The organism is Shinella yambaruensis (assembly GCF_022899355.1).
In the GTDB taxonomy this organism is placed as follows: domain Bacteria; phylum Pseudomonadota; class Alphaproteobacteria; order Rhizobiales; family Rhizobiaceae; genus Shinella; species Shinella yambaruensis.
Genome location: NZ_JALJCK010000008.1, coordinates 152,823 through 178,139, shown reverse-complemented (window position 1 = coordinate 178,139; position 25,317 = coordinate 152,823). Strand labels below are relative to the sequence as shown.

20 protein-coding genes are annotated in these 25,317 nt (G+C 67.7%); 15 read left to right on the top strand and 5 right to left on the bottom strand.

The window, feature by feature from the left end; translation table 11 throughout:
• Positions 1-359: 359 nt before the first annotated feature.
• Positions 360-605, top strand: coding sequence for a WGR domain-containing protein (locus MUU56_RS19725; protein ID WP_244768993.1), 246 nt, complete (start codon positions 360-362; stop codon positions 603-605).
• Between the two features lie 318 nt (positions 606-923).
• Here the strand turns inward: MUU56_RS19725 and MUU56_RS19720 are convergent, their stop codons facing one another.
• Positions 924-1,703: a helix-turn-helix transcriptional regulator gene (locus MUU56_RS19720; RefSeq protein ID WP_244769145.1), complete on the bottom strand. Its 780-nt coding sequence runs from the start codon at positions 1,701-1,703 to the stop codon at positions 924-926.
• Between the two features lie 112 nt (positions 1,704-1,815).
• Between MUU56_RS19720 and MUU56_RS19715 the strand changes: the two genes are divergently transcribed.
• The 7 genes from MUU56_RS19715 (at position 1,816) to MUU56_RS19685 (ending at position 10,248) form a co-directional block, all read left to right on the top strand.
• Positions 1,816-3,945: a hydantoinase/oxoprolinase family protein gene (locus MUU56_RS19715; protein WP_244768992.1), complete on the top strand. Its 2,130-nt coding sequence runs from the start codon at positions 1,816-1,818 to the stop codon at positions 3,943-3,945.
• A 15-nt stretch (positions 3,946-3,960) separates the two neighbouring features.
• Complete coding sequence (locus tag MUU56_RS19710) at positions 3,961-6,153, top strand: hydantoinase B/oxoprolinase family protein (RefSeq protein WP_244768991.1); 2,193 nt, start codon at positions 3,961-3,963, stop codon at positions 6,151-6,153.
• Between the two features lie 3 nt (positions 6,154-6,156).
• Positions 6,157-6,666, top strand: coding sequence for an acetone carboxylase subunit gamma (locus tag MUU56_RS19705; protein WP_244768990.1), 510 nt, complete (start codon positions 6,157-6,159; stop codon positions 6,664-6,666).
• Entirely contained in the window at positions 6,663-7,493 is an 831-nt protein-coding gene (locus MUU56_RS19700; protein WP_244768989.1) for an SDR family NAD(P)-dependent oxidoreductase, read from the top strand. Before MUU56_RS19705 ends, MUU56_RS19700 begins: the two co-directional genes overlap by 4 nt.
• Before the next feature lie 45 nt (positions 7,494-7,538).
• Positions 7,539-8,501 (top strand): choline ABC transporter substrate-binding protein, encoded by a 963-nt coding sequence (locus MUU56_RS19695; protein WP_398432609.1) that lies wholly within the window; start codon positions 7,539-7,541, stop codon positions 8,499-8,501.
• 125 nt (positions 8,502-8,626) lie between these two features.
• A complete protein-coding gene (locus tag MUU56_RS19690; protein ID WP_244768988.1) occupies positions 8,627-8,968 on the top strand; it encodes a helix-turn-helix domain-containing protein in 342 nt (113 codons plus the stop codon).
• The gene (locus MUU56_RS19685) at positions 8,968-10,248 is read left to right on the top strand and encodes a type II toxin-antitoxin system HipA family toxin (protein WP_244768987.1); all 1,281 of its coding nucleotides are present in this window, start codon (positions 8,968-8,970) and stop codon (positions 10,246-10,248) included. Before MUU56_RS19690 ends, MUU56_RS19685 begins: the two co-directional genes overlap by 1 nt.
• Before the next feature lie 52 nt (positions 10,249-10,300).
• Here the strand turns inward: MUU56_RS19685 and MUU56_RS19680 are convergent, their stop codons facing one another.
• The 4 genes from MUU56_RS19680 to MUU56_RS19665 all read right to left on the bottom strand — a co-directional run bounded on the left by MUU56_RS19680 (position 10,301) and on the right by MUU56_RS19665 (position 14,948).
• Positions 10,301-10,936 (bottom strand): RBBP9/YdeN family alpha/beta hydrolase, encoded by a 636-nt coding sequence (locus MUU56_RS19680; protein ID WP_244768986.1) that lies wholly within the window; start codon positions 10,934-10,936, stop codon positions 10,301-10,303.
• A gap of 270 nt (positions 10,937-11,206) precedes the next feature.
• Entirely contained in the window at positions 11,207-12,220 is a 1,014-nt protein-coding gene (locus MUU56_RS19675) for an NAD-dependent epimerase (RefSeq protein ID WP_244768985.1), read from the bottom strand.
• Positions 12,217-13,560: a UDP-glucose dehydrogenase family protein gene (locus MUU56_RS19670; protein ID WP_244768984.1), complete on the bottom strand. Its 1,344-nt coding sequence runs from the start codon at positions 13,558-13,560 to the stop codon at positions 12,217-12,219. Before MUU56_RS19670 ends, MUU56_RS19675 begins: the two co-directional genes overlap by 4 nt.
• A 425-nt stretch (positions 13,561-13,985) precedes the next feature.
• Positions 13,986-14,948: a glycosyltransferase family 32 protein gene (locus MUU56_RS19665; protein WP_244768983.1), complete on the bottom strand. Its 963-nt coding sequence runs from the start codon at positions 14,946-14,948 to the stop codon at positions 13,986-13,988.
• Between the two features lie 247 nt (positions 14,949-15,195).
• On the opposite strand from MUU56_RS19665, the gene MUU56_RS19660 reads away from it, so the two are divergent.
• The 7 genes from MUU56_RS19660 (at position 15,196) to MUU56_RS19630 (ending at position 25,305) form a co-directional block, all read left to right on the top strand.
• On the top strand, positions 15,196-17,106 hold the full coding sequence (locus MUU56_RS19660) for an ABC transporter ATP-binding protein (RefSeq protein WP_244768982.1): 1,911 nt from the start codon (positions 15,196-15,198) through the stop codon (positions 17,104-17,106).
• On the top strand, positions 17,103-19,007 hold the full coding sequence (locus MUU56_RS19655; protein WP_244768981.1) for an ABC transporter substrate-binding protein: 1,905 nt from the start codon (positions 17,103-17,105) through the stop codon (positions 19,005-19,007). Before MUU56_RS19660 ends, MUU56_RS19655 begins: the two co-directional genes overlap by 4 nt.
• 226 nt (positions 19,008-19,233) lie before the next feature.
• Positions 19,234-20,232, top strand: a complete 999-nt coding sequence (locus MUU56_RS19650) for an ABC transporter permease (RefSeq protein WP_244768980.1) — start codon at positions 19,234-19,236, stop codon at positions 20,230-20,232.
• Positions 20,229-21,404 carry an ABC transporter permease gene (locus tag MUU56_RS19645; RefSeq protein ID WP_244768979.1) on the top strand — a complete coding sequence of 392 codons (1,176 nt, stop codon included), beginning with the start codon at positions 20,229-20,231 and terminating at the stop codon, positions 21,402-21,404. Before MUU56_RS19650 ends, MUU56_RS19645 begins: the two co-directional genes overlap by 4 nt.
• A 73-nt stretch (positions 21,405-21,477) precedes the next feature.
• Positions 21,478-22,680 (top strand): glycosyltransferase family protein, encoded by a 1,203-nt coding sequence (locus tag MUU56_RS19640; protein ID WP_244768978.1) that lies wholly within the window; start codon positions 21,478-21,480, stop codon positions 22,678-22,680.
• 16 nt (positions 22,681-22,696) lie between these two features.
• A complete protein-coding gene (locus MUU56_RS19635; RefSeq protein WP_398432603.1) occupies positions 22,697-24,157 on the top strand; it encodes a glycosyltransferase in 1,461 nt (486 codons plus the stop codon).
• Positions 24,154-25,305 (top strand): glycosyltransferase family protein, encoded by a 1,152-nt coding sequence (locus tag MUU56_RS19630; protein WP_244768977.1) that lies wholly within the window; start codon positions 24,154-24,156, stop codon positions 25,303-25,305. The genes MUU56_RS19635 and MUU56_RS19630 overlap by 4 nt, the downstream gene beginning before the upstream one ends.
• The last annotated feature ends 12 nt before the right edge of the window (positions 25,306-25,317 follow it).

The following is a 25,317-nucleotide window of genomic DNA, read 5'->3' as shown; positions in this document are numbered from 1 at the left end:
TCTTCGCCCGGTTCCGTAACAGACGGTGGGACAGGTTCCGAGTCGCGTCAAGCGTTTTTTGGTTAACGAAACCTTAACGGGAAGAGGCCGGAATCCCGGAGAATCAGGACTCCGGCGGCTTGCCGCGGCGCGTCATCCACCGGATTCTGACTCCGCCCCGCGGCGCGCCGGACGGCCGTTCCGCCGGGCCGGCGAGAAATCCCCTGCCGCCGCCGCCGATTCTCTTCCCCGCCCTTCCCCACCGTGGCCCGCGTTGACAGCTGTCAACCGCCCGATCCATCAGCATCGTGAATCGATGCGCCGCCACGGATTCCAAAAAGTCGTTGGACGGGATTCGCCCCGCCGGCGAGACTCGCCCCATGGAAGAGACGCGGTCAAGCCATTTCGAACGCCGCGATGCGGCCCGCAACATGCAGCGCTTCTATCGCCTGACGGTGACGCGCGACCTGTTCGGCACCGTGCTCCTGCTGCGCGAATGGGGCCGGATCGGCGTCTTCTCGCGCGAGCGCGCGGAGGAGAAGCGAAGCCTTGCGGACGCATGGCGGGATGCCGAGCGGCTTGCGGCGCAAAAATGCCGGCGCGGCTATGTGCCGGTCGGGGAGTGAAACGTGGAACGGCGGCAAAGGGGTCGAACCCAGCCGGCGGCAATGAACGCCAAGGCAGCGGCCGGCACAGAGACGGACCGCGGAGGTAAAGGCCGCCCGCCAAGCCCGCCAACCTCTCCTCCGTCATCCTCGGGCTTGACCCGGGGATCCACAATCTCGGTGGCACATGGATCCTCGGGTCAAGCCCGAGGATGACGGAGGGAGGTCGGGACGGTCGTGGACGTGGAGGTGGGCGCGTGGAAGATCGGACAACAGCCAGGGAGCCGGAGAGCCAGAGAGCCATGGGCAGCCGCGCGGCGTTGACAGCTGTCAACGGCCTCAATGGGGCTGGCTGCGCTGGAAGAACTGCAGGAAGAGCTCGCGCTCGGTGGTGATGTCGAGCTTCTCGTAGATGCGGGCGCGATGGTTCTTCACCGTGCCGGGCGCAATGCCGAGCCGGGCGGCGACGGTGGCGGTCGGGTGGCCGTTCAGCACCAGCTCGACCAGCTCCATCTCGCGGGCGGAAAGCTCCGGCCAGAGGGCGGCGGACAGCACCGGGCCGTTGGCCGGAACGGCGCCCGGCAGGGCGGGCGCGGCGCTGCGGCGGTAGGAGGGCTGGCGCGTCCTCGTGTCGAGCGCGTGCAGGGCGGCGAAGACCGGGAAGCGTTCGCGGAGCAGGTCGATATCGGCATCGCGGAAGGGCTGGCGCGAACGGTCGAGGAAGATGCCGAGGCACCAGTCGTCGCCATCCTCCAGGAGCACGCCGATCTCGTCGCAGATCTCCGACTGGGCGAGGAACTCGGCGATGTAGCGGCCGCGCTTCATGCGGTCGCCGGCAAGGCTCTTGAGCGGCACGATGCCGGTGCGCCGCTCGCCCCGCCAATGGGCATAGAAGGGGTCGAAGACGTAATAGGTCTCCAGGTAGCGCGCGACCATCGCCTCGGAATAGCCGCGATGCTTGACGAATTCCGGCCGGCGGGTCGCCGAATAGCGCGTGACGGTGATGAGGTCGGGCGAGACGATGGTGCCGATCATGTCGATCAGCCGGTCGACGTGATCGTCCGTTCCCGTCGCGCTGATCGCGGCGGCGAAGGTCTGCCAGGCGTTTTCTCCGCGCATATCCTCGTCTAGCACGTCCCCTCCCCGCCGTCATTGTGCCTTTCGGCATATGGCGCCGCGCCCCGGCGCGATCCTAGTCTTCCCCCATCGAATGTCTCAGGAGGGCAAGGACTTGGAAAACCCGATTGTGATTGGCATCGACGCGGGCGGCACCATGACCGACACGATCCTCGTCGATAAGCACGGACACTTCAAGATCGGCAAGGCGGCGACGACGCCGAAGGACGAGGCGGAGGGGTTCCTCGCCTCCTCGCTCGATGCGGCGGAGGCCTGGGGCATCTCGCTGGAAAGCCTGTTCTCCGGCGTCGACGTCGTGCTCTATTCGGGCACCGGCATGCTCAACACGCTGCTGTCGCGCACCGGCCGGCGCCTCGGCCTCATCACCACCAAGGGCATGGAGGACATGATCCTGATGGGCCGCGGCCTGCAGGCCTGGGCCGACTATTCCTATGCCGACCGCCTGCACGCCGTCACCCACGCCCATCCCGATCCGCTGGTGCCGCGCCGGCGCACGCACGGCGTGACGGAACGCATCGACCATTTCGGCGATGTCGTGCTGCCGCTCTACGACGCCGATGTCGTTACAGCTGCCCGCGCCCTCATAAGGGACAAGGTCGACGCGATCTGCATCATGACGATCTTCTCCCATGTGAACCCCGTGCACGAGAAGCGCATCGCCGAGATCTGCCGGCAGGAGATCGACAGGGCGGGCGCGGAGATCGCCGTCTATACCAGCCACGAGGTGCGCCCCGTCATCCGCGAGCAGTCGCGGCTGAACTCGGTGCTGATCGAGGCCTATGCCACCTCGCGCGGCCGCAGGCAGCTGCGCGGCATCGAGGACGCCTCGAAGAAATACGGCTTCAAATACGGCGTGCAGACCCTGCTCTCCTTCGGCGGCCTCACCTCGATCAACCACCCCCGCCTGCACGAGACGATGATCTCCGGCCCGATCGGCGGCATCCTGGGCGCGGCCTATATCGGCAAGCTGATCGGCAATGACAGCCTCATCTGCTCCGACATGGGCGGCACCTCTTTCGACATGGGCGTCATCTCGCGCGGCCAGACGCGCATCGAGAACGAGCCCCTGATGGACCGCTTCAAGCTCAACGTGCCGACGCTGCATCTCGACACGATCGGCGCGGGCGCCGGCATGATCCTGAAGGTCGATCCGCTGACGCGGAAGATCTCGCTCGGGCCGGAGAGCGCCGGCTCCGATCCCGGCCCGATCTGCTTCGACCGCGGCGGCACCGAGCCGACCATCGCCGATTGCGACGCGATCCTCGGCCGGCTGAACCCGGACTATTTCCTCGGCGGCAAGGTGAAGCTGCAGGTGGAGAAGGCGCGCGCCGCCTTCAAGGCGAAATGCGCCGACGTGCTCGGCGTCGGCGTGGAGGAAGCGGCCGAGGGCATGATCGAGATGCTGGAGGCGGACGCCAACAACGCGCTGCGCCGGGTGATCTCCGGCCAGGGCATCCACCCCTCGGAATTCACCCTGCTCTCCTATGGCGGCTCCGGCCCGCTGCATCTGGCCGGCTGCGCGAGGGGCATCGGCTTCAAGGACATCATCACCTTCCAGTTCGCCGCCGGCTTCTCCGCCTTCGGCTGCACCACGGCGGACTACATGCGCCGCCATTCGGTCTCCACCCAGATCGACATCGCCGCCCGCGCCTCCGACGACGCGCTGGCCGCCGCCGGCAGCCAGATCACCGGCGTTTGGCAGGACCTCGAAAGGGCGGCGGTCGACGAGATGCTGGCCGACGGCCATGCGCGCGAGAAGATCAGGACCGTGCCCTTCTTCATGGCGCGCTATACCGGCCAGCTCGAGGACGTCGAGGTCATCGCGCCGTTGCCAGCTGTCAACTCGGCCGACGACATGCGCACCGTGCTCGCCCGGTTCGAGGAGGTCTATGCCAAGGCCAACCACCGCGTCTCGAAATATGGCGAGGCCGGCTTCTCGCTGATGGAGCTCGGCGTCATCGCCACGGCCGACAAGATCAAGCCGACGCTCGTGCGGCGCCCGCTCGGCACCGCCAACCCGGCAAGCGCCCACAAGGGCGTGCGCGAGGCCTATATCGGCGGGCGCTGGCACAGGGCGAACCTCTACGAGATGGACCTGCTCGAGCCCGGCCACGAGGTGGCCGGTCCGGCCATCATCGAGCACCCGGCAACGACGCTGGTCGTGCATCCGGACGACCGCGTCTTCATCGATGAATGGACGCTGCTCCACTACATTCACGCCTGAGCGGGAGACATGACCATGCTGGACAAGACCGCAAATCCCCTCCGTTCGCGCCTTCTCGAATCCGAGCGGCTGATGGAGGAAACCGGCTGCTACGACGGCATCACCGAACTGACGCTGCGCCGGCAGGACCCGCTGAAGTTCGAGACGCTGCACACCAAGCTGCGCGCCTATTGCGTCTCGGCCCGCGAAATGGCCCGCCGCATCTCCGCTTCGCCCGGCGTGCGCGAGGTCGGCGAGATGGTCGTCGCCATCTACACGCCGGAAGGCGACGCGATCGCGCTGTCCAACGGCATCATGGTGCATGTGCACACGATGAGCCGCTTCATCAAATGGATGATCCGCAACGGCTACGAGGAGAACCCCGCCATCCGCGACGGCGACATCTTCGCCAACAACGACGCCTTCATCGGCACCGTGCAGGTGCCCGACGTGATGGATGTCGTGCCGATCTTCCATGAGGGCACGCTGGTCGGCTGGGCGGGCGCGGTCTGCCACGAGCTCGAGGCCGGCGGCATCACGCCGGGCGGCGACGTGTGCCTGGCGCAGGAGCGCTTCACCGAGGGCCTGTTCGTCTGCGCGGAGAAGGTCGGCGAGAACGACGAGCTGCGCCGCGACTACGTCATCCGCTGCGAGCGCAACCTGCGCATGCCGATCTACTGGGTGCTGGACGAGAAGGCCAAGGTCGCGGCCTGCATCGACATGCGCGAGAGCGTCAAGACGCTGATTTCCGAGATCGGCCTTGACTACTGGCAGCGGCTGTCGAAGGAGTTCATCGAGGAGGGCAGGCGGGCGCAGCTCGCCCGCACCCGCCAGCTCACCGTGCCCGGCATCTATCGCGGCCACACCTTCTACGGCCATGTGACGGAGGGCAAGCCCGGCTTCCAGCCGCTCGGCCCGCCGAACTGGCTCTACAACATCCCGATCGAGATGGAGATCACCGCGGAGGGCAAGATCCGCATGGATTTCGACGGCACCCAGCCCTGGGGCTACCACTCGATGAACTGCACGCCGGCCGGCATGGACGGCGGCATGTTCGTGACGCTGACCCAGCACATGAATTTCGAGGGCCTCGTCAATGACGGCGCCTGGATGGCGACGGAGATCAACATCCCGCACGGCACCTGGACCAACCCCGACAACGAGATGGCGGCGACCGCCACCTCCTGGGCGCTGCTGCTGCCGGCCTACGGCGTCTTCCAGCGGCTCCTGTCGCGCGGCTTCATCGCCCGCGGCTTCGTGGAGGAGGCCTTCGTCGGGCAGGTGAACTCGCCGATGATCGAGATGGGCGGCATCAGCCAGTACGGCACGCAGTTCGGCATGGCGCATTTCGAATGCGCGGCCGCCGGCTCCGGCGCGCTCGCCATCAAGGACGGGCTCGACACGGCCTATGTCGGCTGGAACCCGGAATCCGACATGGGCAATATCGAGATCTGGGAACAGAACATGCCGATGGTCTATATCGGCCGCTCGATCGTGCCCAATTCCGGGGGGGCGGGCAAATATCGCGGCGGCTGCGCCTTCTCCTCGACCTGGCTGATCAACAAGACGGAGCACCTGCGGCTCGTCACCTCGGAACACTCCTCCCGCGTCTTCGACAATGGCGGCCTGTGCGGCGGCTATCCGGCGCCGACCTGCGAGAAGCACCATGCCGTGCGCGGCTCGGACATCTTCGAGAAGGCCGCACGCGGCGAGGCGCTGGCGCATGGGCCGGGCACCGATCCCGTCACCTCGGATTTCGAGCGCGCCTACAAGGGCGAGCAGGTCTTCGAGGAGGGGCCCTACATCACCCGGCCGCACAAGTCGGGCGACATCTTCAGCCATGCCTACAATGGCGGCGGCGGCTTCGGCGACGTGCTGGAGCGCGATCCGGTGAAGACGGCCCTGGACGTGGAAAACGGCTTCCTCACCCGCGAGGCGGCGGAGACGGTCTTCGGCATCATCCTCGGGGACGACGCGGACGGCTATCCGCAGGCCGATATCGACGCCACCGTCGCGCGGCGGGCCGAGATGCGCAGGGCGCGGCTGGAAAAGGCCATTCCCGTATCCGACTGGATCGCCGGGGAGGCCGCGCGCGTGAAGCGGCAGGACTTTGCGCCGGAGGTCACCAGGATGTATCGCAGCGCGATGCAGCTTTCACCGAGATTCGCCAGCGAATTCAAAAGCTTCTGGGGTCTTGACGCCGATTATGCCTTTGCCGGGGAGACGTGAGCCATGAGTGCCTATTCCAAGGATGTCATCCGCGAGCTGGTCGAGGGCACCTTGCCCTGGCCGCAGACCCGCCGGATCATGAGCGCCTACAAGGACGACGACAGATTCGATAAATATATCAGTGTGTTGCAGGACCGCGTGGCATGGGACGACCCGATCCTGCTGCCCGTCGGCGACCGGCTGTTCATCTGCGACGGCGGGGAGGGGCGGGTGACCCGCTGCGAATGCGGCCATTCCTTCGGCGACTACCGGGAGAACTGGAAGCTGAAGGCCGTGATCAACGTGCGCAACACCGAGGCGAGCCTGCGCGAGATCTATCCCAATTCCGACCTGCCGGACCCGGACTGGATGGAGATCCGCGAGTTCTTCTGCCCTGCCTGCGCCCATCTGCACGAGGTGGAGGCGGCCGCGCCCGGCTATCCCATCGTGCACGACTTCCAGCCGGACCTCGAGGGCTTCTACCGCGACTGGCTTGGAAAACCCCTGGGCAAACCGGGGAAGGAGACGGCATGACGGACCATCTTGCGGGCCGCAGCGCGGTCATCACCGGCGGGCTGACGGGGCAGGGGCTGGCGATCGCCGAGGCCCTTGCCGGGGCGGGCGCCAATGTCGCGGTCGGCTCCTTCGTGCGCGAGGCGGCGGGGCGGCAGGGCGATGCCGCCGCCTATCCGGACCCGGGGGAGATCCTCGCCGTGCGGGAGAGGCTGGAGCGCTTCGGCACGAAGGTCCATGCCGGCCATCTCGACGTGCGCGACGCGGCGGGTATCGCCGGTTTCGCGGCGGCGGCGGAGGCCGCCTGCGGGCCGGCGGACATCCTCGTCAACGCCGCCGGCACGACGGCCGAGCAGCCGGTCAGCGGCCATTCGGACGAGCTCTGGCTGAAGATCATCGACACCAACCTCAACGGCGCCTTCCGCATGATCCGGACCTACCTGCCGGGCATGATGGCGCGCGGTTGGGGCAGGGTGATCAATATCGGCTCGACGGCGGCGACGGTCGGCTGGAAGGACAACCCGGCCTATTGCGCCTCGAAGGCCGGCCTGCTCGGGCTCACCCGCTGCGTGGCGCTGGAGGGCGCGCCGCACGGCGTGACGGCGGTGATGATCAGCCCGACCTGGGTGGAGACGGAGCTGATGCGCCGCAACGTGCAGCAGGTCATCGACCGGGAGGGCGGCGGGCGCACGCTGGAGGACGCCATGGCCGACATCGCCCGGCAGAACCCGCAGAACCGCATCATCCAGCCGAGCGAAATCGCCGCCCTTGCCGTCTTCCTCTCGGGGGAGGGGGCCAGGGGCATCACCATGGAGAACATACAGATCTCGGGCGGCGCACTCTGGTGAGCCGCCCTTTCGCATGAAACGGAGAAACAAGAAAGGGAACAGCAGATGTACAGACTGAGGACAATGACGCTTGCCCGACTGACCCTCGCCATGGCCGCCGGCCTGCTTGCGCCCCTCGGCGCGGCCGAGGCGGCCGATCCGGAAAGCTGCAAGGCGGTGCGCTTCTCCGATGTCGGCTGGACCGACATCACCTCGACGACCGCCGTCGCCTCGGCGATCCTGGAAGCGCTCGGCTATGCGCCGGAGAGCAAGCTGCTCTCCATCCCCGTCACCTATACCAGCATGAAGAACAAGGACATCGACGTCTATCTCGGCGACTGGCAGCCGAGCATGGAGGCCGACCGCAAGCCCTTCCTCGAGGACAAGTCGATCGAGGTCTTCGGCCCGAACCTGACGGGCGCCAAATACACCTTCGCCGTGCCGAAATACGTCGCCGATGCCGGCGTCAGGGATTTTTCCGACCTGCAGAAATTCGCCGAGAAGTTCGGCAGCAAGATCTTCGGCATCGAGCCCGGCAACAACGGCAACCGCATGATCACCGAGATGATCGAGAAGAAGGCCTTCGGCCTCGGCGGCTGGGAGCTCGTCGAGAGCTCGGAGCAGGGCATGCTGGCCGAGGTCGGCCGGGCGATCGGCGAGAAGCAGTGGATCGTCTTCCTCGGCTGGGCGCCGCATCCGATGAACTCGGTCTACGCCATCGACTATCTTTCCGGCGGCGACGACTATTTCGGCCCCAATTACGGCGGCGCCGACATCTACACCAATATCCGTGCCGGCTACGCGCAGGAATGCCCGAACGCCGCGCGGTTCGTGACCAACCTGCGCTTCACGCTCGACATGGAAAACGAGATCATGGGCGCCATCCTGAACGACGGCAAGGACGCCAAGGACGCCGCCACCGAATGGCTGAAGGCCCATCCCGACGCTGTGAAGCCCTGGCTCGACGGCGTGACCACGCTGGACGGCCGGCCTGCGGCGGAGGCGGTGAACGGGTTGCTGAACGGATAGAAAATTCCCAATAACATGCGGAATTCCGCTCTTATTGTTCTAGAAAGCGGAATTCCGCTTCTGCGGCGACCTTTTTCATGATATGCGGAATTCCGCTTGTTCTCAGAAAAAGAGCGCTTTTCCGCATGAAGTCACCGATAGCAGAACAACTGGGCGCGCAGCTGCGCCGGGCCCGCAAGGGCCGCGACCTCACCCAGCCGGCGCTGGCGGCGCGGCTGGGACGGGACAGGGCGCGCATTTCGGAGCTGGAGCGCGACCTCCTGCAGGCCCGCCGCGGGCGCGACCGGCTGGCGCTGCTCCTGGAGATCTGCGACGCGCTGGATCTTGCGCCCGTACTGGTGCCGGCCGAAAGGCTGGCGGCCGTGCAGGCGCTGCTTGCGCCCGCCGAGGCGGGGGAGGGCGCGGCGGCCCCCGGCGGCACCGCCTTCGACGACGTCTTCGTCGATCTTTCCGACGGAGAGGCGTGATGGCGCGCGCGGCGGTGCTCGGGGTGCATCTCCTCGATCCTGCAGGCCTGCCCCGGCGGGTCGGCACGCTGACGCGCGACGGGGAGGGGGCGACGGCCTTCCTTATCGACGAGGCCTATCTGCGCGATCCGGCGCGGCCGGTGCTGAGCCTCGGCTGGCAGGTGCCGGGCGACGCGGCGGCGACGCGCGGCCGGCTTGCCGCGCGCGGCGACAAGATCGGCCTCAACGGCCACCTGCCGCCCTGGTTTGCCGGGCTCTTGCCGGAAGGGGCGCTGCGCGACCTCGTGCTCGCCGAGATGGGGCCGGGCCGGCACGACCAGTTCGACCTCCTGACGCGGCTCGGCGCGGACCTGCCCGGCGCCGTGCTGGTGACGCCCGAGACGGCCCCGCCCGAGACCGCCGGCCCGCTCCATCTCGAACGGCTCGCCGGGCTCGACCTGCCGCAGCCGGAGGGGCTGATAAAATTCTCGCTGGCCGGCGTGCAGCTGAAATTCTCCGCCGCCCCCGCCGGCGCGCGGCTGACCGTGCCGGCACGGGGAGGGGAGGGGAGGGCGATCCTCAAGGTGCCGGCGGCGCGCTATCCCGGCCTGCCGGAGGCCGAGTTCGCCGCCATGACGCTCTGCCGGATGATCGGCGTGACGACGGCCGATTGCCGGCTGGTGCCGGTGGACGCGATCGACGGCCTGCCGGCGGGCTTCCTCCCGGGCGGCGCGATGGCGCTTTCCATCGACCGCTTCGACCGACCGGGGGAGGGCAGGCGCCTGCACATGGAGGATGCCGGCCAGGTGGTGGGCGCCGTCGGCGAGCGCAAATACACGATGGCGACCTACGAGACGATCCTCAACATGATCCGCCGCTTCAGCACCGACTGGCGCGCCGACGTGCTGGAGGGCATCCGCCGCATCGTCGCCGACGTGCTCGTCGGCAATGGCGACAACCACCTGAAGAACTGGTCCTTCCTGTTTCCCGGGGGCGGGGCGGTGCGCCTGTCGCCGGCCTACGACATCGTGCCGACCGTGCTCTTCGCGCCGGCCGACCAGCTGGCGCTGCGCTTCGTCGGCACCCATGCCTTCGCCGCCGTCACGCTGCATCGCTTTCGCCGCGTCGCCGCGTTTCTCGGGCTCGATCCGGACTGGATCGAGCGGGAGGTGCGCGAGACCGTGCTCCTGGCGCTCGACCTCTGGCCGGCGGCCGCGCGAGACCATCTCGGCGCCGCGCGGGCGGAGCGCCTGATCACGCGGCTCGAAACGCTGGCGCTGGTGCGCGAGGCGCGGGGCTGAGCAGAACCGCCGCATACTTTTGCGCGGCATGCGTCAAGGCCGCACGCGCCGTTCAGTGGGGAACCGGCCCGCTGCCGGCAAGGGCCGCGGGGGAGGGGAGGGGAAGGGGAATGCGGCCGAAGTCCGCGTCGCTCGCCCGCGTCTTCAGGAGGTCGAGGAAATCATAGCCGGCCGTCCAGCGGCCGAAACCGCTGGCGATGTTGATATGGCCGGCATGGCCGATATCGACGAGGTCGCTGCCCCAGGCGCGCGCCGTCTGGCGCAGCCGCTCGACCGGCATGTAGGGATCGTCGAGGCTGCCGACGACGAGCGAGGGAAAGGGCAGCCGCCGCGCCGGCATGGCGCCGAACCTGACGATACAGGGATGCAGCGCCTCCGTCGTCTCAAGGTCGCAGGGCGCCACCAGCAGCGCGCCGCGGATGCGCCCGGCCAGCCGGCTTTCGGCGAAATGCGCCGCCAGGAGGCAGCCGAGGCTGTGGGCGACCAGCCAGACGTCGTTGCCGACCATCTCCACCACCCGCTCCAGCCGCACGAGCCAGTCCCGCTGCTCCGGGCAGGACCAGTCATGCTGCTCGACGACACGGCTCTCCAGGTTGTCGCGCGCCCAGTGACGCTGCCAGTGCGCCTCCGGCGAGCCGTTGAGGCCCGGCAGGATGAGCGTATCGACGGGAATATCGAGCGACGGCATGGCGGCCTCCTTTGCCTTTCCAGGCGCCACGGCGGGGATCGCCGCGGGCGACGGCATATCGGGAGGATACAGCGTCCGGCCACCGGGCATAGGAATTCTATCATCTATATAGACTAATTTCGAAAAAGCCTTTTCCCGCCGCCGGCCGGGCTTGCCGGGACGATAAGGGCCTGGCGGCGGGCAGTTCCATAAATCGCCTTATGCAACCCGTGACCGGGCCGGGCGGCGTCCCGTTCGACGGGCGGCCTGCGGCAACGGGCGGTGCGGGCGCTACCGGGCCCGCCACTCCAGATACCAGGCCGCGAAGGCCGCGATGCCCTCCTCCAGCGTCACGCGCGGGGAAAAGCCGGTGAGATGGGCGAGGAGCTCGGTGGAGGCGAAGGTGCGGGGCACGTCGCCGGGCTGCATCGGCAGGTAGTTGCGCAGGGCGGGCCGGCCGAGCGCCCTCTCGATCGTCTCGATGAAGGTCATCAGCCCGACAGGCTGGCCGCCGCCGATATTGACGGTGCGGAAGGGCGCGCCGGCCGAGAGCGTGTCGAGGATGCCGGGTGCCGTGACGCGGCTTTCCTCCCGCGGCACGACGTCGACGAGCCGCACGATCGCCTCGACGATATCGTCGACATAGGTGAAGTCGCGGCTCATCTTCCCCTCGCCATAGACGTCGATCGGGCGGCCGGAGAGGATGGCGTCGGAGAACTTGATCGGCGCCATGTCGGGCCTGCCCCAGGGACCATAGACCGTGAAGAAGCGGAAGGCCGTCGTCGGCACCGCGTAGAGATGGGCGTAGGAATGCGCCATCAGCTCCATGGATTTCTTCGAGGCGGCATAGAGCGTCATCGGCTCGTCGGCGCGGTCGGCCTCGGCGAAGGGGATCTTCTCGTTGGCGCCGTAGATCGACGAGGTCGAGGCGAGCAGCAGGTGTTTCGGCTGCAGAGCCCTTGCCAGTTCCAGCACGTTCCACGAGCCGACGAGGTTGGAGTCCACATAGGCGCCGGGATTTTCCAGGCTGTAGCGCACGCCGGCCTGCGCGGCGAGGTGGAGGATGACGTCGGGCGCCTTCAGCGCGGCCGCGGCATCGAGCGCGGCGCGGTCCTCCAGCCGGCCCGTGACCTGATGGAAGCCCTCGTGGGGCGTGAGCAGCGCGAGGCGCTGTTCCTTCAGCGTGACGTCGTAATAGGGCGTCATGCCGTCGAAGCCGGTGACCGTGTGGCCGTCCGCAAGCAGGCGCCGCGCGAGGTGGAAGCCGATGAAGCCCGCGGTGCCGGTGACGAGGAAATGCGTCATTCCGCCGCCTCGCAGACCGGCGCGACCATGGCGCATGTGCCGCGGCCGATGCTCGAATAGGCAAAGCCGTGGCGGGCCACCTCCTCCGGCTTGTAGACATTGCGCAGGTCCACCAGGACGGGCCTTGCCATGCTCGCCTTCAGCCGCTGGAAATCGAGCGCGCGGAACTGGTTCCATTCCGTGACGATGACCAGCGCCTCCGCGCCCTCGGCGATGTCGTAGGGCGAGGCGCCGTAGGTCACGTCGTCGAGCACGGCCCTCGAGGCCTCCATGCCCTCGGGATCGTAGGCGAAGATCTTCGCGCCGCCGTCCTGCAGGGCCTGGATGATGGAGATCGACGGGGCGTCGCGCATGTCGTCGGTCTCCGGCTTGAAGGTGAGGCCGAGCACGGCGATCTTCTTGCCGCGCACCTCGCCGCCGAGCGCCGCGACGACCTTGCGGGCCATGGCGCGCTTGCGCGTGTCGTTGATGGCGATGGTGGTCTCGATCAGCCGCACGGGGCTGTCATTGTCCTGCGCGGTCTTGACCAGCGCCAGCGTGTCCTTCGGGAAGCACGAGCCGCCATAGCCGGGGCCGGCATGCAGGAACTTCGCGCCGATGCGCCCGTCAAGGCCGATGCCGCGCGAGATCTGCTGCACGTCCGCGCCGACCTTCTCGCACAGGTCCGCGATCTCGTTGATGAAGGTGATCTTCATGGCGAGGAAGGCGTTGGCGGCGTATTTGATCAGCTCGGAGGTGCGGCGGGTGGTGAAGAGCAGCGGCGACTGGTTGAGATAGAGCGGCCGGTAGACCTCGGTCATCACCTCGCGCGCCCGCTCGTCCTCGATGCCGACGACGATGCGGTCCGGCCGCTTGAAATCGCCGATCGCCGCGCCCTCGCGCAGGAATTCCGGGTTCGACACGACGGCGATGTCCGCCTCGGGGCGGGTCTCGCGCAGGATGCGCTCCACCTCGTCGCCGGTGCCGACGGGCACGGTCGATTTCGTCACGACGACGGTGAAGCCCTTGACCGACCGGGCGATCTCGCGGGCGGCGGCGTAGACATAGGAAAGGTCCGCATGGCCGTCGCCCCGCCGCGAGGGCGTGCCGACCGCGATGAAGACGACGTCGGCCTCGCCGACAGGCCCCGCGAACTCGGTGGTGAAGGAGAGCCGCCCCGCCTTGACGTTCTCCGCCACCAGCGCCTCCAGGCCCGGCTCGAAGATCGGCATCTCGCCGCGCTTCAACGCCTCGATCTTCGCCTCGGCCTTGTCGATGCACACGACGGTGTGGCCGAAATCGGCAAAACAGGCGCCCGATACCAGGCCGACATAACCCGAACCGATCATCGCGATCTTCATGGTGCTTCTTCTCCGGATGGGACCTTTGTCGCGGCTGTCCTGGCCGTCATTCGTCACAGATGGAATATGGTGCCGGGCAAAGCACGGAACAGGGCCGGCTTCAAGGGCAATGCGGGCGGTTATCCAGGAAGAGGTCCCGGCCTTTGCCACCCCTTCTGGCCTGCCGGGCATCTCCCCTTGAAGACAGGTATAGGGGCAGGACGATGCCCCATCCCCTTCTCCCCCCGGGGGGAGAAGGTGGCCCGAAGGGTCGGATGAGGGGGTGAGGCAGGTGCGATATTGCAATCATTTACGCCTTCGGTCTCCCCCTCATCCGCCTGCCGGCACCTTCTCCCCCCGGGGGAGAAGGGGATGGGGCAACGGTTTCCGTCCACAGGCAAGTAGCCTGCCCCTCAGGGAAGATATCCGGCAGGCCAGAAAATGCCTCACCACGACTTCCACGCCAGCAACAACCCGCCATCATCACGCTCGGCCGCCCGGCAGGCTGCCTCGACATCGGCAGGCGGCGCGCCGCGCGGCAGGGTGCCGGCGACCAGCCCGGCATCGGCGAGCGTGACGGCGCCGCCGCGGGCGACGACGGTGAAGATCAGCGGGCCGGTGGACCACCAGGCGGGCGCCCCGGGCATCGCCGCGACGACCTCGGGCAGCACGGCGTTGAGGCGCACCAGGACCGGATGATGGGCCGGCGCTGCCAGGAAGGAATTGGCGAGCAGCAGGCTGCCGCGGCCGGTCTTGCGCGGAATGTCCTCCGCCATGGCGGTCAGCCCGGTCATCGGCAGGAGATCGTGGAAGCTGATGTCGGCGCGGGCGGGATACCAGTCGCAGTCGAGGTAGACGCCGCCCTCCTGCTCGACGAGCAGGTAGCGCGCGATATCGACGGCGCCGGGATAGTCCCCCCGCTCCAGCATGGCGCGGAACGCCGTGTTCTCATGGATGCCGGCCTCTTCCAGGTCCTTTTCCCGCCAGAGGAAATGGCCGTAGCCATGGGCCTTGGCGTGCTGCTCCCAGGCCTTGGCCGCGGGCGGCACGGCCCCTTCCCCGATCCAGACCTGGTGGATGACGGGCGGGATCGCGGCGCGGTTCGCCTCGGCGATCGCCCGCCGCTCGGCCGAGGAGAAGCGTCCGTGCGCGGACAGCAGGTCCGGATCGGGCACGAGGTGATACTGATAGCCGATGCGCTCGAGGGGATCGCCCTCGGCCTTTGCGAGCTTGAGGAAGGCCGAATGCAGGCGGCGCGGCAGGCCGAGCGCCGTTTCCGGCCCGAGGGCGGCCCGCTCGGGATCGGCGGAGACCTCTTCCAGCACCTGCCAGGCGGCGCCGAAATCGCCGGCCTCGCGATATTCGGCGGCTTTTTCCAGTTGTTCGTTCAATCGTTGCTTGGCTGACATCAAGCTGTCCTAGAGGAAGTCCGGCAAAAGTGCGACGCGGTTTTGCATCCGGCGCCGGGGGCAAGGCAAGAGCGAGGTCGCCCGCCGGAGACGTTCCTTCATATTCGGCCCCGGCCGAAGCAACGACAACCCCCCAACCTTGCCCGGAGTAAGGCGTGGACAGAAAAAAGTGCGCGCGCTAGTGTCACTGTGGGGAACATCAAGAAAAGGCCGCGTGGATAAAAATCCGTCAGGCGAGAAAGCACATATGAACTCGAATGCGAGGCGCCGGCCGAGGGACCTGCTGCGGATCGAAGACCTGCACGTCTCCTTCTCCCTGATGGGCGCGAGGATCACCGCCGTCAGGGGCGCAAGTCTCAGGGTGTTGCCCGGAAAGGTGACCGCCCTGGTGGGCGAATCCGGCTCCGGCAAGTCCGTCATCAGCCAGACCGCCATGGGCCTGCAGCCGCCGACCGCGCGCGTTTCCGGCAGGATCCTCTTCGACGACCCGCTCTCCGACGAGGGCCCCATCGACATCCTGCCCCTGCCGCGCGACGGCCGGAAGATCCGCTCCATCCGCGGCGGGCGCATGGGCATGATCTTCCAGGAGCCGATGACCTCGTTTTCGCCGCTGCACACGATCGGCGACCAGATCAGCGAGTCCCTTGCCATCCACAGCGGCCTTGCCGGCGCGGAGATGCGCGAACGCTGCGAGGACATGCTGTCGCGCGTCGGCTTTGCCGACCCGCGCAAGGTCTACGACATGTACTCCTTCGAGCTGTCGGGCGGCATGCGCCAGCGCGCGATGATCGCCATGGCGCTCGTCTGCGGCCCGGCGCTCCTCATCGCCGACGAGCCGACCACGGCGCTCGACGTGACCATCCAGGCACAGATCCTCAAACTCCTGCGCGACCTGCAGCAGCAGATGGACATGGCCGTGCTGCTCGTCACGCACGATCTCGGCGTCGTCGCCAACATCGCCGACGAGGTGGTGGTGATCTACCAGGGCGAGATCATGGAGGCGGGGCCGGTCGAGACGATCTTCCACCGGCCCGCCCATCCCTATCTCAAGGGCCTGATGGCGGCGATCCCGCATTTCGGCATGCAGCGCGGCGACCGGCTGAAGCCGCTGCGCGAGATCGAGGTCGACCAGGACAGCCTGCTTTCCAAGAAATACCAGGCCCGCACCGGGCCGGATATCATCCTGTCGGTCCGCGACCTCAGCAAGACCTTCGCGACCCGCAAGGACAACTGGGGCCTGCCGGGCCGGCACAAGGAAAAGCCCCGGCCGGCCGTCGACGGCGTCAGCTTCGACATCCGGCGCGGCGAATGTCTCGGCCTCGTCGGCGAAAGCGGCTGCGGCAAGACCACCGTCAGCAAGATCCTGATGCGCGCCATAAAGCCGGATGCCGGCTCCGTGCTGTTCGACGACGGCAAGGGGCCGGTCGACGTCTTGAATGCCAGCGGCGCGGAGCTGCAATCGCTGCGCACGCGCATGCAGATGGTGTTCCAGGACCCGCAATCCTCGCTCTCGCCGCGCATGACGGTCGGCGACATCCTGCGCGAGCCCCTCGACATCCACGACTATGGCGATGCGGCCAAGCGCAGGATGGCCTCCAAGGCGCTGATCCGCGCCATCGGCCTCGACGAGGCCTCGCTGAAGCGCTATCCGCACAGCTTTTCCGGCGGCCAGCGCCAGCGCATCGGCATCGCCCGGGCGCTGGCGCTGGGGCCCAGCATGATCATCTGCGACGAGCCGGTCTCCGCACTCGACGTCTCCGTGCAGGCGCAGATCCTCAACCTCCTCAAGGACCTCCAGAAGGATCTCGGGCTCACCTATCTCTTCATCTCGCACAACCTCGCCGTTGTCGACTACATGGCCGACCGGGTCGCCGTGATGTGGGCCGGGCGCATCGTCGAGATCGCGCCGCGCGAGATCATCATGACCGCGCCGGTGCATCCCTATACGCGGGCGCTGCTCGATGCCGTGCCCTTCCCCGACCTCGAGCGCCCCTTGAACTTCGAGACGGCCGGCCGGACCAGCGCCGTCTCGCGCGAGAGCTGGGCGCGCGTCTTCCGCGACGAGGAGGGCAGCGAGGGCCTGGCGCCGGCCGATCTCGGCGGCGGCCATTTCGTGCTCGCCCGCAAGAATGCCGACATGCGGGAACTCTCCTCGTGATCACGCGCCGCGCCACCCTCGGCCTCCTGGCCACCGCCTTCGTTCCGGGCCTTGCCCGCGGCGCCGCCGCCGGCGACACCGCCTATTTCAAGGAGAAGATCGCGGCGGGCGAGCTGCCGCCGGTCGCCGAGCGGCTGCCGAAGGTGCCGCGCGTCATCGACACCGCCGCGCTCGGCGGTGCCCCCGGCATCCAGGGCGGCAGGCTGCGCATCCTGATCGGCGGCCAGCGCGACGTGCGCCTCGTGCCGATCAACAGCTATTCGCGCCTCGTCGGCTACGACCGGGACCTGAAGCTCCAGGCGGACATCCTCGAGAGCTTCACGGTGGAGGAGGAGCGCATCTTCACCTTCCGCCTGCGCGAAGGGCACAGATGGTCGAGCGGCGATCCCTTCACGGCGGAGGATTTCCGCTATTGCTGGGAGGAGGTCATCCTCAACCGCGAGCTCCTGAAGGGCGGCCCACCGACCGACCTGCTCGTCGAGGGCAAGCCGCCGGCCTTCGAGGTGATCGACCCCGTCACGGTGCGCTACACCTGGGAGAAGCCGATCCCGGACTTCCTGCCGAAGCTCGCCTCGCCCATTCCGCTGGTGCTGGCGCTGCCGTCCGCCTACATGCGGCAGTTCCACAAGAAGTTCCAGACCGCGGAGGAGCTGGAAAAGCACATCAAGACGCAGCGCGTCGACGACTGGCGCGGCCTGCACATCAAGATGTCGCGCCAGACGCGCCCGGAAAACCCGGACCTGCCGACGCTGGAGGCCTGGCGGCCGCGCACCGCACCGCCGGCCGAGCAGTTCATCTTCGAGCGCAATCCGTTCTTCCACCGCGTCGACGAGAACGGGACGCAGCTGCCCTATGTCGACCGGCTGGTGCTGAACGTCTCCTCGCCGGACCTCATCTCGGCCAAGACGGCGACGGGCGAGAGCGACCTCCAGCTCGCCAATCTCGACTTCACCGACTACACGCTGCTGAAGAACGCAGAGACGATGTATCCGATCAAGGTGATGCTGTGGAAGCGCACGCTCGGCTCGCGCGTCGCCCTGATCCCCAATCTCAACTGCGGCGACAAGGGCTGGCGCGACATGCTGCGCGACGTGCGCGTGCGCCGGGCGATGTCGCTCGCCATCAACCGCACGGAGATCAACAAGGCCGTGTTCTACGGCCTCGGCCAGGAAAGCGCCAACACGGTGCTGCCCGAAAGCCCCCTCTTCAAGCCGGACTATGCCAGGGCCTATGCCGGCTATGACCCGGAGGAAGCCAACCGCCTGCTCGACGCGGCCGGCCTCGACAAGCGCGACGAGGAAGGCACGCGCCTCCTGCCGGACGGCCGCCCCGCCCATGTCGTCATCGAGAGCGCCGGGGAGAGCACGCTGGAAACCGACGTGCTGGAGCTCGTCACCGACTATTTCCGCGAGATCGGCCTCGGCCTCTTCGTGCGCGTCTCCCAGCGCGACATCTTCCGCAGCCGCGCCATCGGCGGCGAGGTGGTGATGTCCGTCTGGTACGGGCTCGACAACGGCGTGCCGACGCCGGAAATGTCGCCCGCCGAGCTCGCCCCGAGCGCCGACGACCAGTACCAGTGGCCGGTCTGGGGCATGTATTACGCGACCGTGAAGACCAAGGGCGAGCCGCCGGACATGCCCGAGGTGCAATATCTCGTCGACAAGCTCGCCGCCTGGGAAATGACGACGACGGAGGAGGAGCGCGCGGCGATCTGGCACGACATGCTCGCCCACCACGCCGACCAGGTCTTCACCATCGGCACCGTCAACGGCATCTCGCAGCCCGTCGTGCGGTCGCGCCGGCTGCGCAACATGCCGGAAAAGGCCCTCTGCGGCTTCCAGCCGACCAGCTTCCTCGGCGTCTACATGCCGGACACGTTCTGGTACGAGGAGGAGGCGTGATGGCGGTTGCGAACATGGGGTGCAACGCCGCATTACCCCCCTCTGCCCTGCCGGGCATCTCCCCCACAGGGGGGGAGATCGGCAAGAGGCCGGGCCATGGCTCACATCGCCATGTTGCAGTGAGGCAGGCCCCCCACTCCATCCAATCTCCCCCCCTGTGGGGGAGATGCCCGGCAGGGCAGAGGGGGGTGCTGACCATCACACGCGCTGCCCAGGAGCCCGCCCGATGATCCGCTACATCCTCTGGCGCATCGCCGTCATGGTTCCGACGCTGGCGCTCATCTCGGTGCTGGTCTTCACCATCATCGAACTGCCGCCGGGCGACTATTTCGAGAGCTACATCGCCGAGCTGCGCGCCATGGGCGAGGCCACCGACATGGCCGAGATCGAGGAGCTGCGCGAGCGCTACGGCTTCGACAAGCCGCCGGCGCTGCGCTATGTCTACTGGGTCGGCGGCATGCTCACCGGCGATTTCGGCTATTCCTTCGAATACCGCCTGCCCGTCTCCGAGGTGGTGGGCGACCGGCTCTGGCTGACGGTGCTGGTCTCGTTCGTCACGATCATCTTCACCTGGCTCATCGCCTTCCCGATCGGCATCTACTCCGCCACCCACCAGTACAGCTGGGGCGACTACGGCCTGACGCTCGCCGGCCTCATCGGCATCGCCGTGCCGAACTTCATGCTGGCGCTGGTCGTCATGTATTTCGCCAATATCTGGTTCGGCGTCTCGATCGGCGGGCTGATGGACCGCCAGTTCCTCGGCGCGCCGATGAGCTGGGAAAAGTTCCGCTCCATCCTCTCGCATATCTGGATCCCGGTCATCATCATCGGCACGGCGGGCACGGCGGCGATGGTGCGGCGCCTGCGCGCCAACCTGCTCGACGAGCTCAACAAGCAATATGTGGTGACCGCGCGGTCCAAGGGCCTGCATCCGATGCGGGTCCTCACCAAATATCCGCTGCGCATGTCGCTCAACTTCTTCATCTCCGACATCGGCTCCATCCTGCCCTCGATCATCTCCGGCGCGGAGGTGACCGCCATCGTGCTGTCGCTCGAGACGACCGGTCCCATGCTGATCAAGGCCCTGCAGACGCAGGACATGTATCTCGCCGGCTCCTTCCTGATGTTCCTCGCCTTCCTGACCGTCATCGGCGTGCTGGTCTCCGATATCGCGCTTGCCATCCTCGACCCGCGCATCCGGCTCGGCGGAGGCGCCCGCAAGTGAAGACGCCCCTTCCCGAACCCGGCGCCCCGCTCGGCCATTTCGTCTCGGACAAGCCGTTCGATCCCTATGCCGCCGAGCGCAAGACCGAGGAGCTGAAGAAGGTCGCCCAGGCCTCGCAGTTCCAGCTGATGTGGTGGCAGTTCCGCCGCCACCGGATGGCGCTGGTCTCCGGCATCTTCCTCATCGTCATCTACCTGATGATCGCCGTCAGCGAGTTCCTGGCGCCCTACAACCTGCACACCCGCAACATCGACTTCATCTATTCCCCGCCGCAGACCCTGCGCTTCATGCATGAGGGCCGGTTCGTCGGTCCCTTCGTCTACGGCCAGAAGATGACGCTCGACATGGACAACCTCCGGCGCGTCTACACCGACGACAGGACGGACGTGCAGAAGCTGCGCTTCTTCTGCCGCGGCGACAGGTACAGGTTCTGGGGCCTCTTCACCTCCGACGTCCACCTCGTCTGCCCGGCGAAAGACGGCCAGTTCTTCTTCCTCGGCACCGACCGGCTGGGGCGCGACATGCTCTCGCGCATCCTCTACGGCGCGCGCATCTCGCTCACCATCGGCGCGCTCGGCGTTGCCATGAGCTTCGTGCTGGGCATCGTCATCGGCGGGCTTGCCGGCTATCACGGCGGCGTCTTCGACCTCGTCGTGCAGCGCGTCATCGAGGTGTTGCAATCGATCCCCAGTATTCCCCTGTGGATGGCGCTCGCCGCGATCATCCCCGTCACCTGGAGCCCCATTCTCGTCTATATCGGCATTACGATCATCCTCGGCATGCTCGACTGGACCGGACTTGCGCGCGCCGTGCGCTCGAAACTTCTTGCCTTGCGCGAGGAAGATTATGTATTGGCGGCCCAGGTCATGGGCGCGGGCAGCGCCCGCATCATCCGCCGCCATCTCATACCCGGCTTCATGTCCCACCTGATCGCCAGCGCGACGCTGACCATTCCGGGCATGATCCTCGGGGAGACGGCACTGAGTTTCCTCGGGCTCGGCCTCAGGCCGCCCATCACCAGTTGGGGCATCCTGCTGACGGAAGCCCGCAGCATCAACATTATCGCTCTCTATCCTTGGCTGCTCTTTCCGGTGGTACCCGTCGTTTTGGTCATTCTGGCTTTCAACTTCCTTGGCGATGGACTGCGTGATGCGGCTGACCCCTATAAGTGAAATCGGGATTACGAATGCAGAAGAATCGCCCCTCCTCGACGGCGGGCCCGGCGGATACCGGGAGGTCGTGCCCTTGAGCCGCAGTTTCGAGCACGCCCGCATCCTCATGTACAGCCACGACACGTTCGGCCTCGGGCACCTGCGCCGCTGCCGCACGATCGCCCATGCGCTGGTGGAGGAATATCGCGGCCTCAACGTCCTCATCATCTCCGGCGCGACGATCGCCGGCGCCTTCGATTATCGCGCCCGCGTCGACTTCGTGAAGATCCCCAGCGTCATCAAGCTGCGCAACGGCGAATACACCTCGCTGGAGCGCCATATCGACCTGGAGGACACGCTGACCATGCGCCGGTCGATCATCCGCCACACGGCCGAGACGTTCAATCCGGACATCTTCATCATCGACAAGGAGCCGATGGGCCTTTCCGGCGAGGTGGAGGAGACGCTCGCCTACCTGAAGGGCCGCGGCACGCGGCTGATCCTCGGCCTGCGCGAGGTGATGGATTCCCCGCACCTGCTCGACGCCGAGTGGAAGCGCAAGGACGTCATGCACAAGATCGCGCGGTTCTACGACGACATCTGGGTCTACGGCCCGCCGGATTTCTACGATCCGCTGGTCGGCCTCGACGTGCCGCAGAGCGTGCGCGACAGGCTGAACTTCGTCGGCTTCCTGCAGCGCAACGCGCTGAAGATGGACCGCGCCCAGTACCAGCCGTCGGGCGACTACATCCTGGTGACCACCGGCGGCGGCGGCGACGGGGCGGAGCTGGTGGAGGACGTGCTGCGCGCCTACCGGCACGATGCCGGCCTCACCCACCGCGCCCTCATCGTGCTCGGCCCCTACATGCCGCAGGGCGAGCGCACCAAGCTGACGCAGGAAGCCGCGAAGATCCCCTATGTCGAGGTGATCGAGTTCGATTCGCGCATGGAGGATCTCGTCGCCGGCGCGAAGGCGGTGGTGGCGATGGGCGGCTACAACACCTATTGCGAGATCCTCTCCTTCGACAAGCCGGCGCTCATCGTGCCGCGCGTGCAGCCGCGCGAGGAACAGCTCATCCGCGCCACCCGCGCCGCCGAGCTCGGCCTCGTCGACATGCTGCTGCCGGAGGAATCGGCCGATCCCGCGCGCCTTGCCGCCGCGCTGAGGACCCTGCCGGAACGCCGCCCGCCCTCCAGCGGCAACCCGGAGCTCCGGCTCGAAGGCCTGCGCAACATCGCCCGCATCGTCGGCGAGGAGCTTTCCGCGCGGGAGCTCACCCCGCCCTCCGTCGCTTGAAGAGGCCACGCCCGCCGTGTCGCTGCCGCATAAGATCGTCGTGCTGCTGAAGGGCTATCCGCGCCTTTCGGAGACCTTCATCGCCCAGGAACTGCTCGGGCTGGAGCGCGCCGGGCTCGACCTCGTGCTCGTCTCGCTCCGCCGCCCGACGGACAAGAAACGCCATCCCGTGCACGACGAGATCAAGGCCCCGGTGTCCTACCTGCCGGAATACCTGCATGAAGAGCCTTTGCGCGTGCTGCGCGGCCTGTTCAAGAGTCTTCGCGCGCCCGGCTTCGGCGCGGCCATCCGCCAGTTCCTGAAGGACCTGCCGCGGGACTTCAGCCGCAACCGGTTCCGCCGCTTCGGCCAGGCGGCGGTGCTCGTCGGTGAATTTCCCGAGGCCGGCGGCTGGCTGCACGCCCATTTCATCCACACGCCCGCCTCCGTCGCCAATTACGCGGCCCGCATGCTCGCCCTGCCCTTCTCGGTCTCGGCCCATGCCAAGGACATCTGGACGTCGAAGGACTGGGAACTCGCCGACAAGCTCTCGACCGCCGACTGGGCGGTGACCTGCACCAAATCCGGCCACGCCCACCTCCAGGCGCTCGCCGGCCCGAACCGCGACCGGGTGCATCTCAGCTACCACGGCCTCGATCTCGACCGCTTTCCGCCGCTGGAGGACGGGGCCTACCCCCCTCTGGCCTGCCGGCCATCTCCCCCTCAGGGGGGGAGATCGGATGGGGAAACGTCCCGCCCATCTCCGACGTTGCCGATTGAGCAAGGGTTTCACTCCCAGCCAATCTCCCCCCCTGAGGGGGAGATGGCCGGCAGGCCAGAGGGGGGTGACGCACGCCACGCCCCGCATCCGGAAGCCTGCGACTGCGCCGGGGCCGCAAACCCCCGCCCGCCCCGCGACGGCTCCGACCCGGAAAATCCCGTCACCATCATCAGCGTCGGGCGCGCGGTGCCGAAGAAGGGCTATGACATCCTGCTGGAGGCCCTCGCCCGGCTTCCCGGGGATTTGCACTGGCGTTTCGTCCATGCCGGCGACGGCGGGGAGCGGGCGAAGCTGCAAAAGCTCGCCGACGAACTCGGCATCGCGCAAAAGATCACCTGGCTCGGCGCGGTCGACCAGAAGGACGTGCTCGCCGCCTATCGCCGCGCCGATATCTTCGCGCTCGCCTGCCGCATCACGCCGGACGGCGACCGCGACGGCCTGCCGAACGTGCTGGTGGAGGCGGCAAGCCAGCAGCTCGCCTGCGTGGCGACCGACATTTCCGGCATTCCCGAGCTTTTCGAGACCGAGGAGAACGGCCTGCTCGTGCCCTCCGAGGATGCGGCGGCGTTTTCCCGCGCGCTGGAGCGGGCGATCCGCGATCCCGCCCTTCGCCACAGGCTCGGCGCGGCCGCCGAGGCGAAGGTGCGCGGGAGCTTCGACCACCATACCAGCATCGCGCAGCTGAAGGCGCTGTTTACGACCGGAGCCCGCCGATGAGCGGCCCGCGCGTCCTCTTCTACGTCCAGCACCTGCTCGGCATCGGCCATCTCGCCCGCGCCAGCCGCATCGTGCGCGCGCTCGTCGACGACGGCTTTGCCGTCACCCTCGTCACCGGCGGCATGCCGGTCGACGGCTTTCCCGGCCCCGGCATCGACCATGTCGCCCTGCCGGCCATCGCGGTGGGCGACGGCGGTTTTTCCGCGCTCGTCGACGCGAACGGCACGGTCATCGACGAGGCCTTCAAGGCCGCGCGGCGCGACCGGCTGCTCGCCGCCTATCACGCCATGCGGCCCGACATCGTCATCGTCGAGGCCTTCCCCTTCGGCCGCCGCCAGGTGCGCTTCGAGCTCCTGCCGCTGATCGCGGCGATCGAGGCGAGCACGCCGCGTCCCCTCCTCCTCACCTCGCTGCGCGACATCCTGCAGGAGCGCGCCAAGCCCGGCCGCGACGAGGAGACGATCGACCTCGTGCTGCGCCATTTCGACGGGGTGCTCGTGCATGGCGACCCCGCCTTCGTGCGCCTGGAGGACACCTTTCCGCTGGCCGATGCCATTGCCGGACGCGTGGTCTATACCGGCCTCGTCGGCAGCCCGGCGGCAGAACCCGCCGCGGAACGCTACGACGTCGTCGTCTCGGCCGGCGGCGGGGCGGTGGGCGCCGGCCTCGTGGAGGCCGCGCTCGCGGCATCCGGCCGCCGCACCGGCAGCGGCCGCTGGCTGGTCATCACCGGTCCCAACCTGCCGCAGGCCGATTTCGCGCAGCTGTCCGCCGCGCGCCCCGCGCATGTCGATCTCGTGCGCTTCCGCACCGACTTCCGCAACCTGCTGGCGGCGGCAAGGCTCTCGGTCTCGCAGGCCGGCTACAACACGGTCTGCGACGTGCTGCAGGCTGGCTGCGGCGCGGTGCTGGTGCCCTTCGCCTCGGGCGGCGAGAGCGAGCAGACGGCGCGCGCCGAGCGGCTGGAACGGCTCGGCCGGGCGGTCGTGCTGCGCGAGGACATTCTTTCCGGGGAAACGCTGGCGGACGCAATCTTGCGGGCCGAAGAGGCCGAGACGGAGAAAAATGTGCCTGTTTTGCAACTGGATGGCGCCAATCGTACCGCGAAAATCCTGAGGGACCTACTAAAACGGCGGGTGACTTCCTAGCTCTTGCGGTAT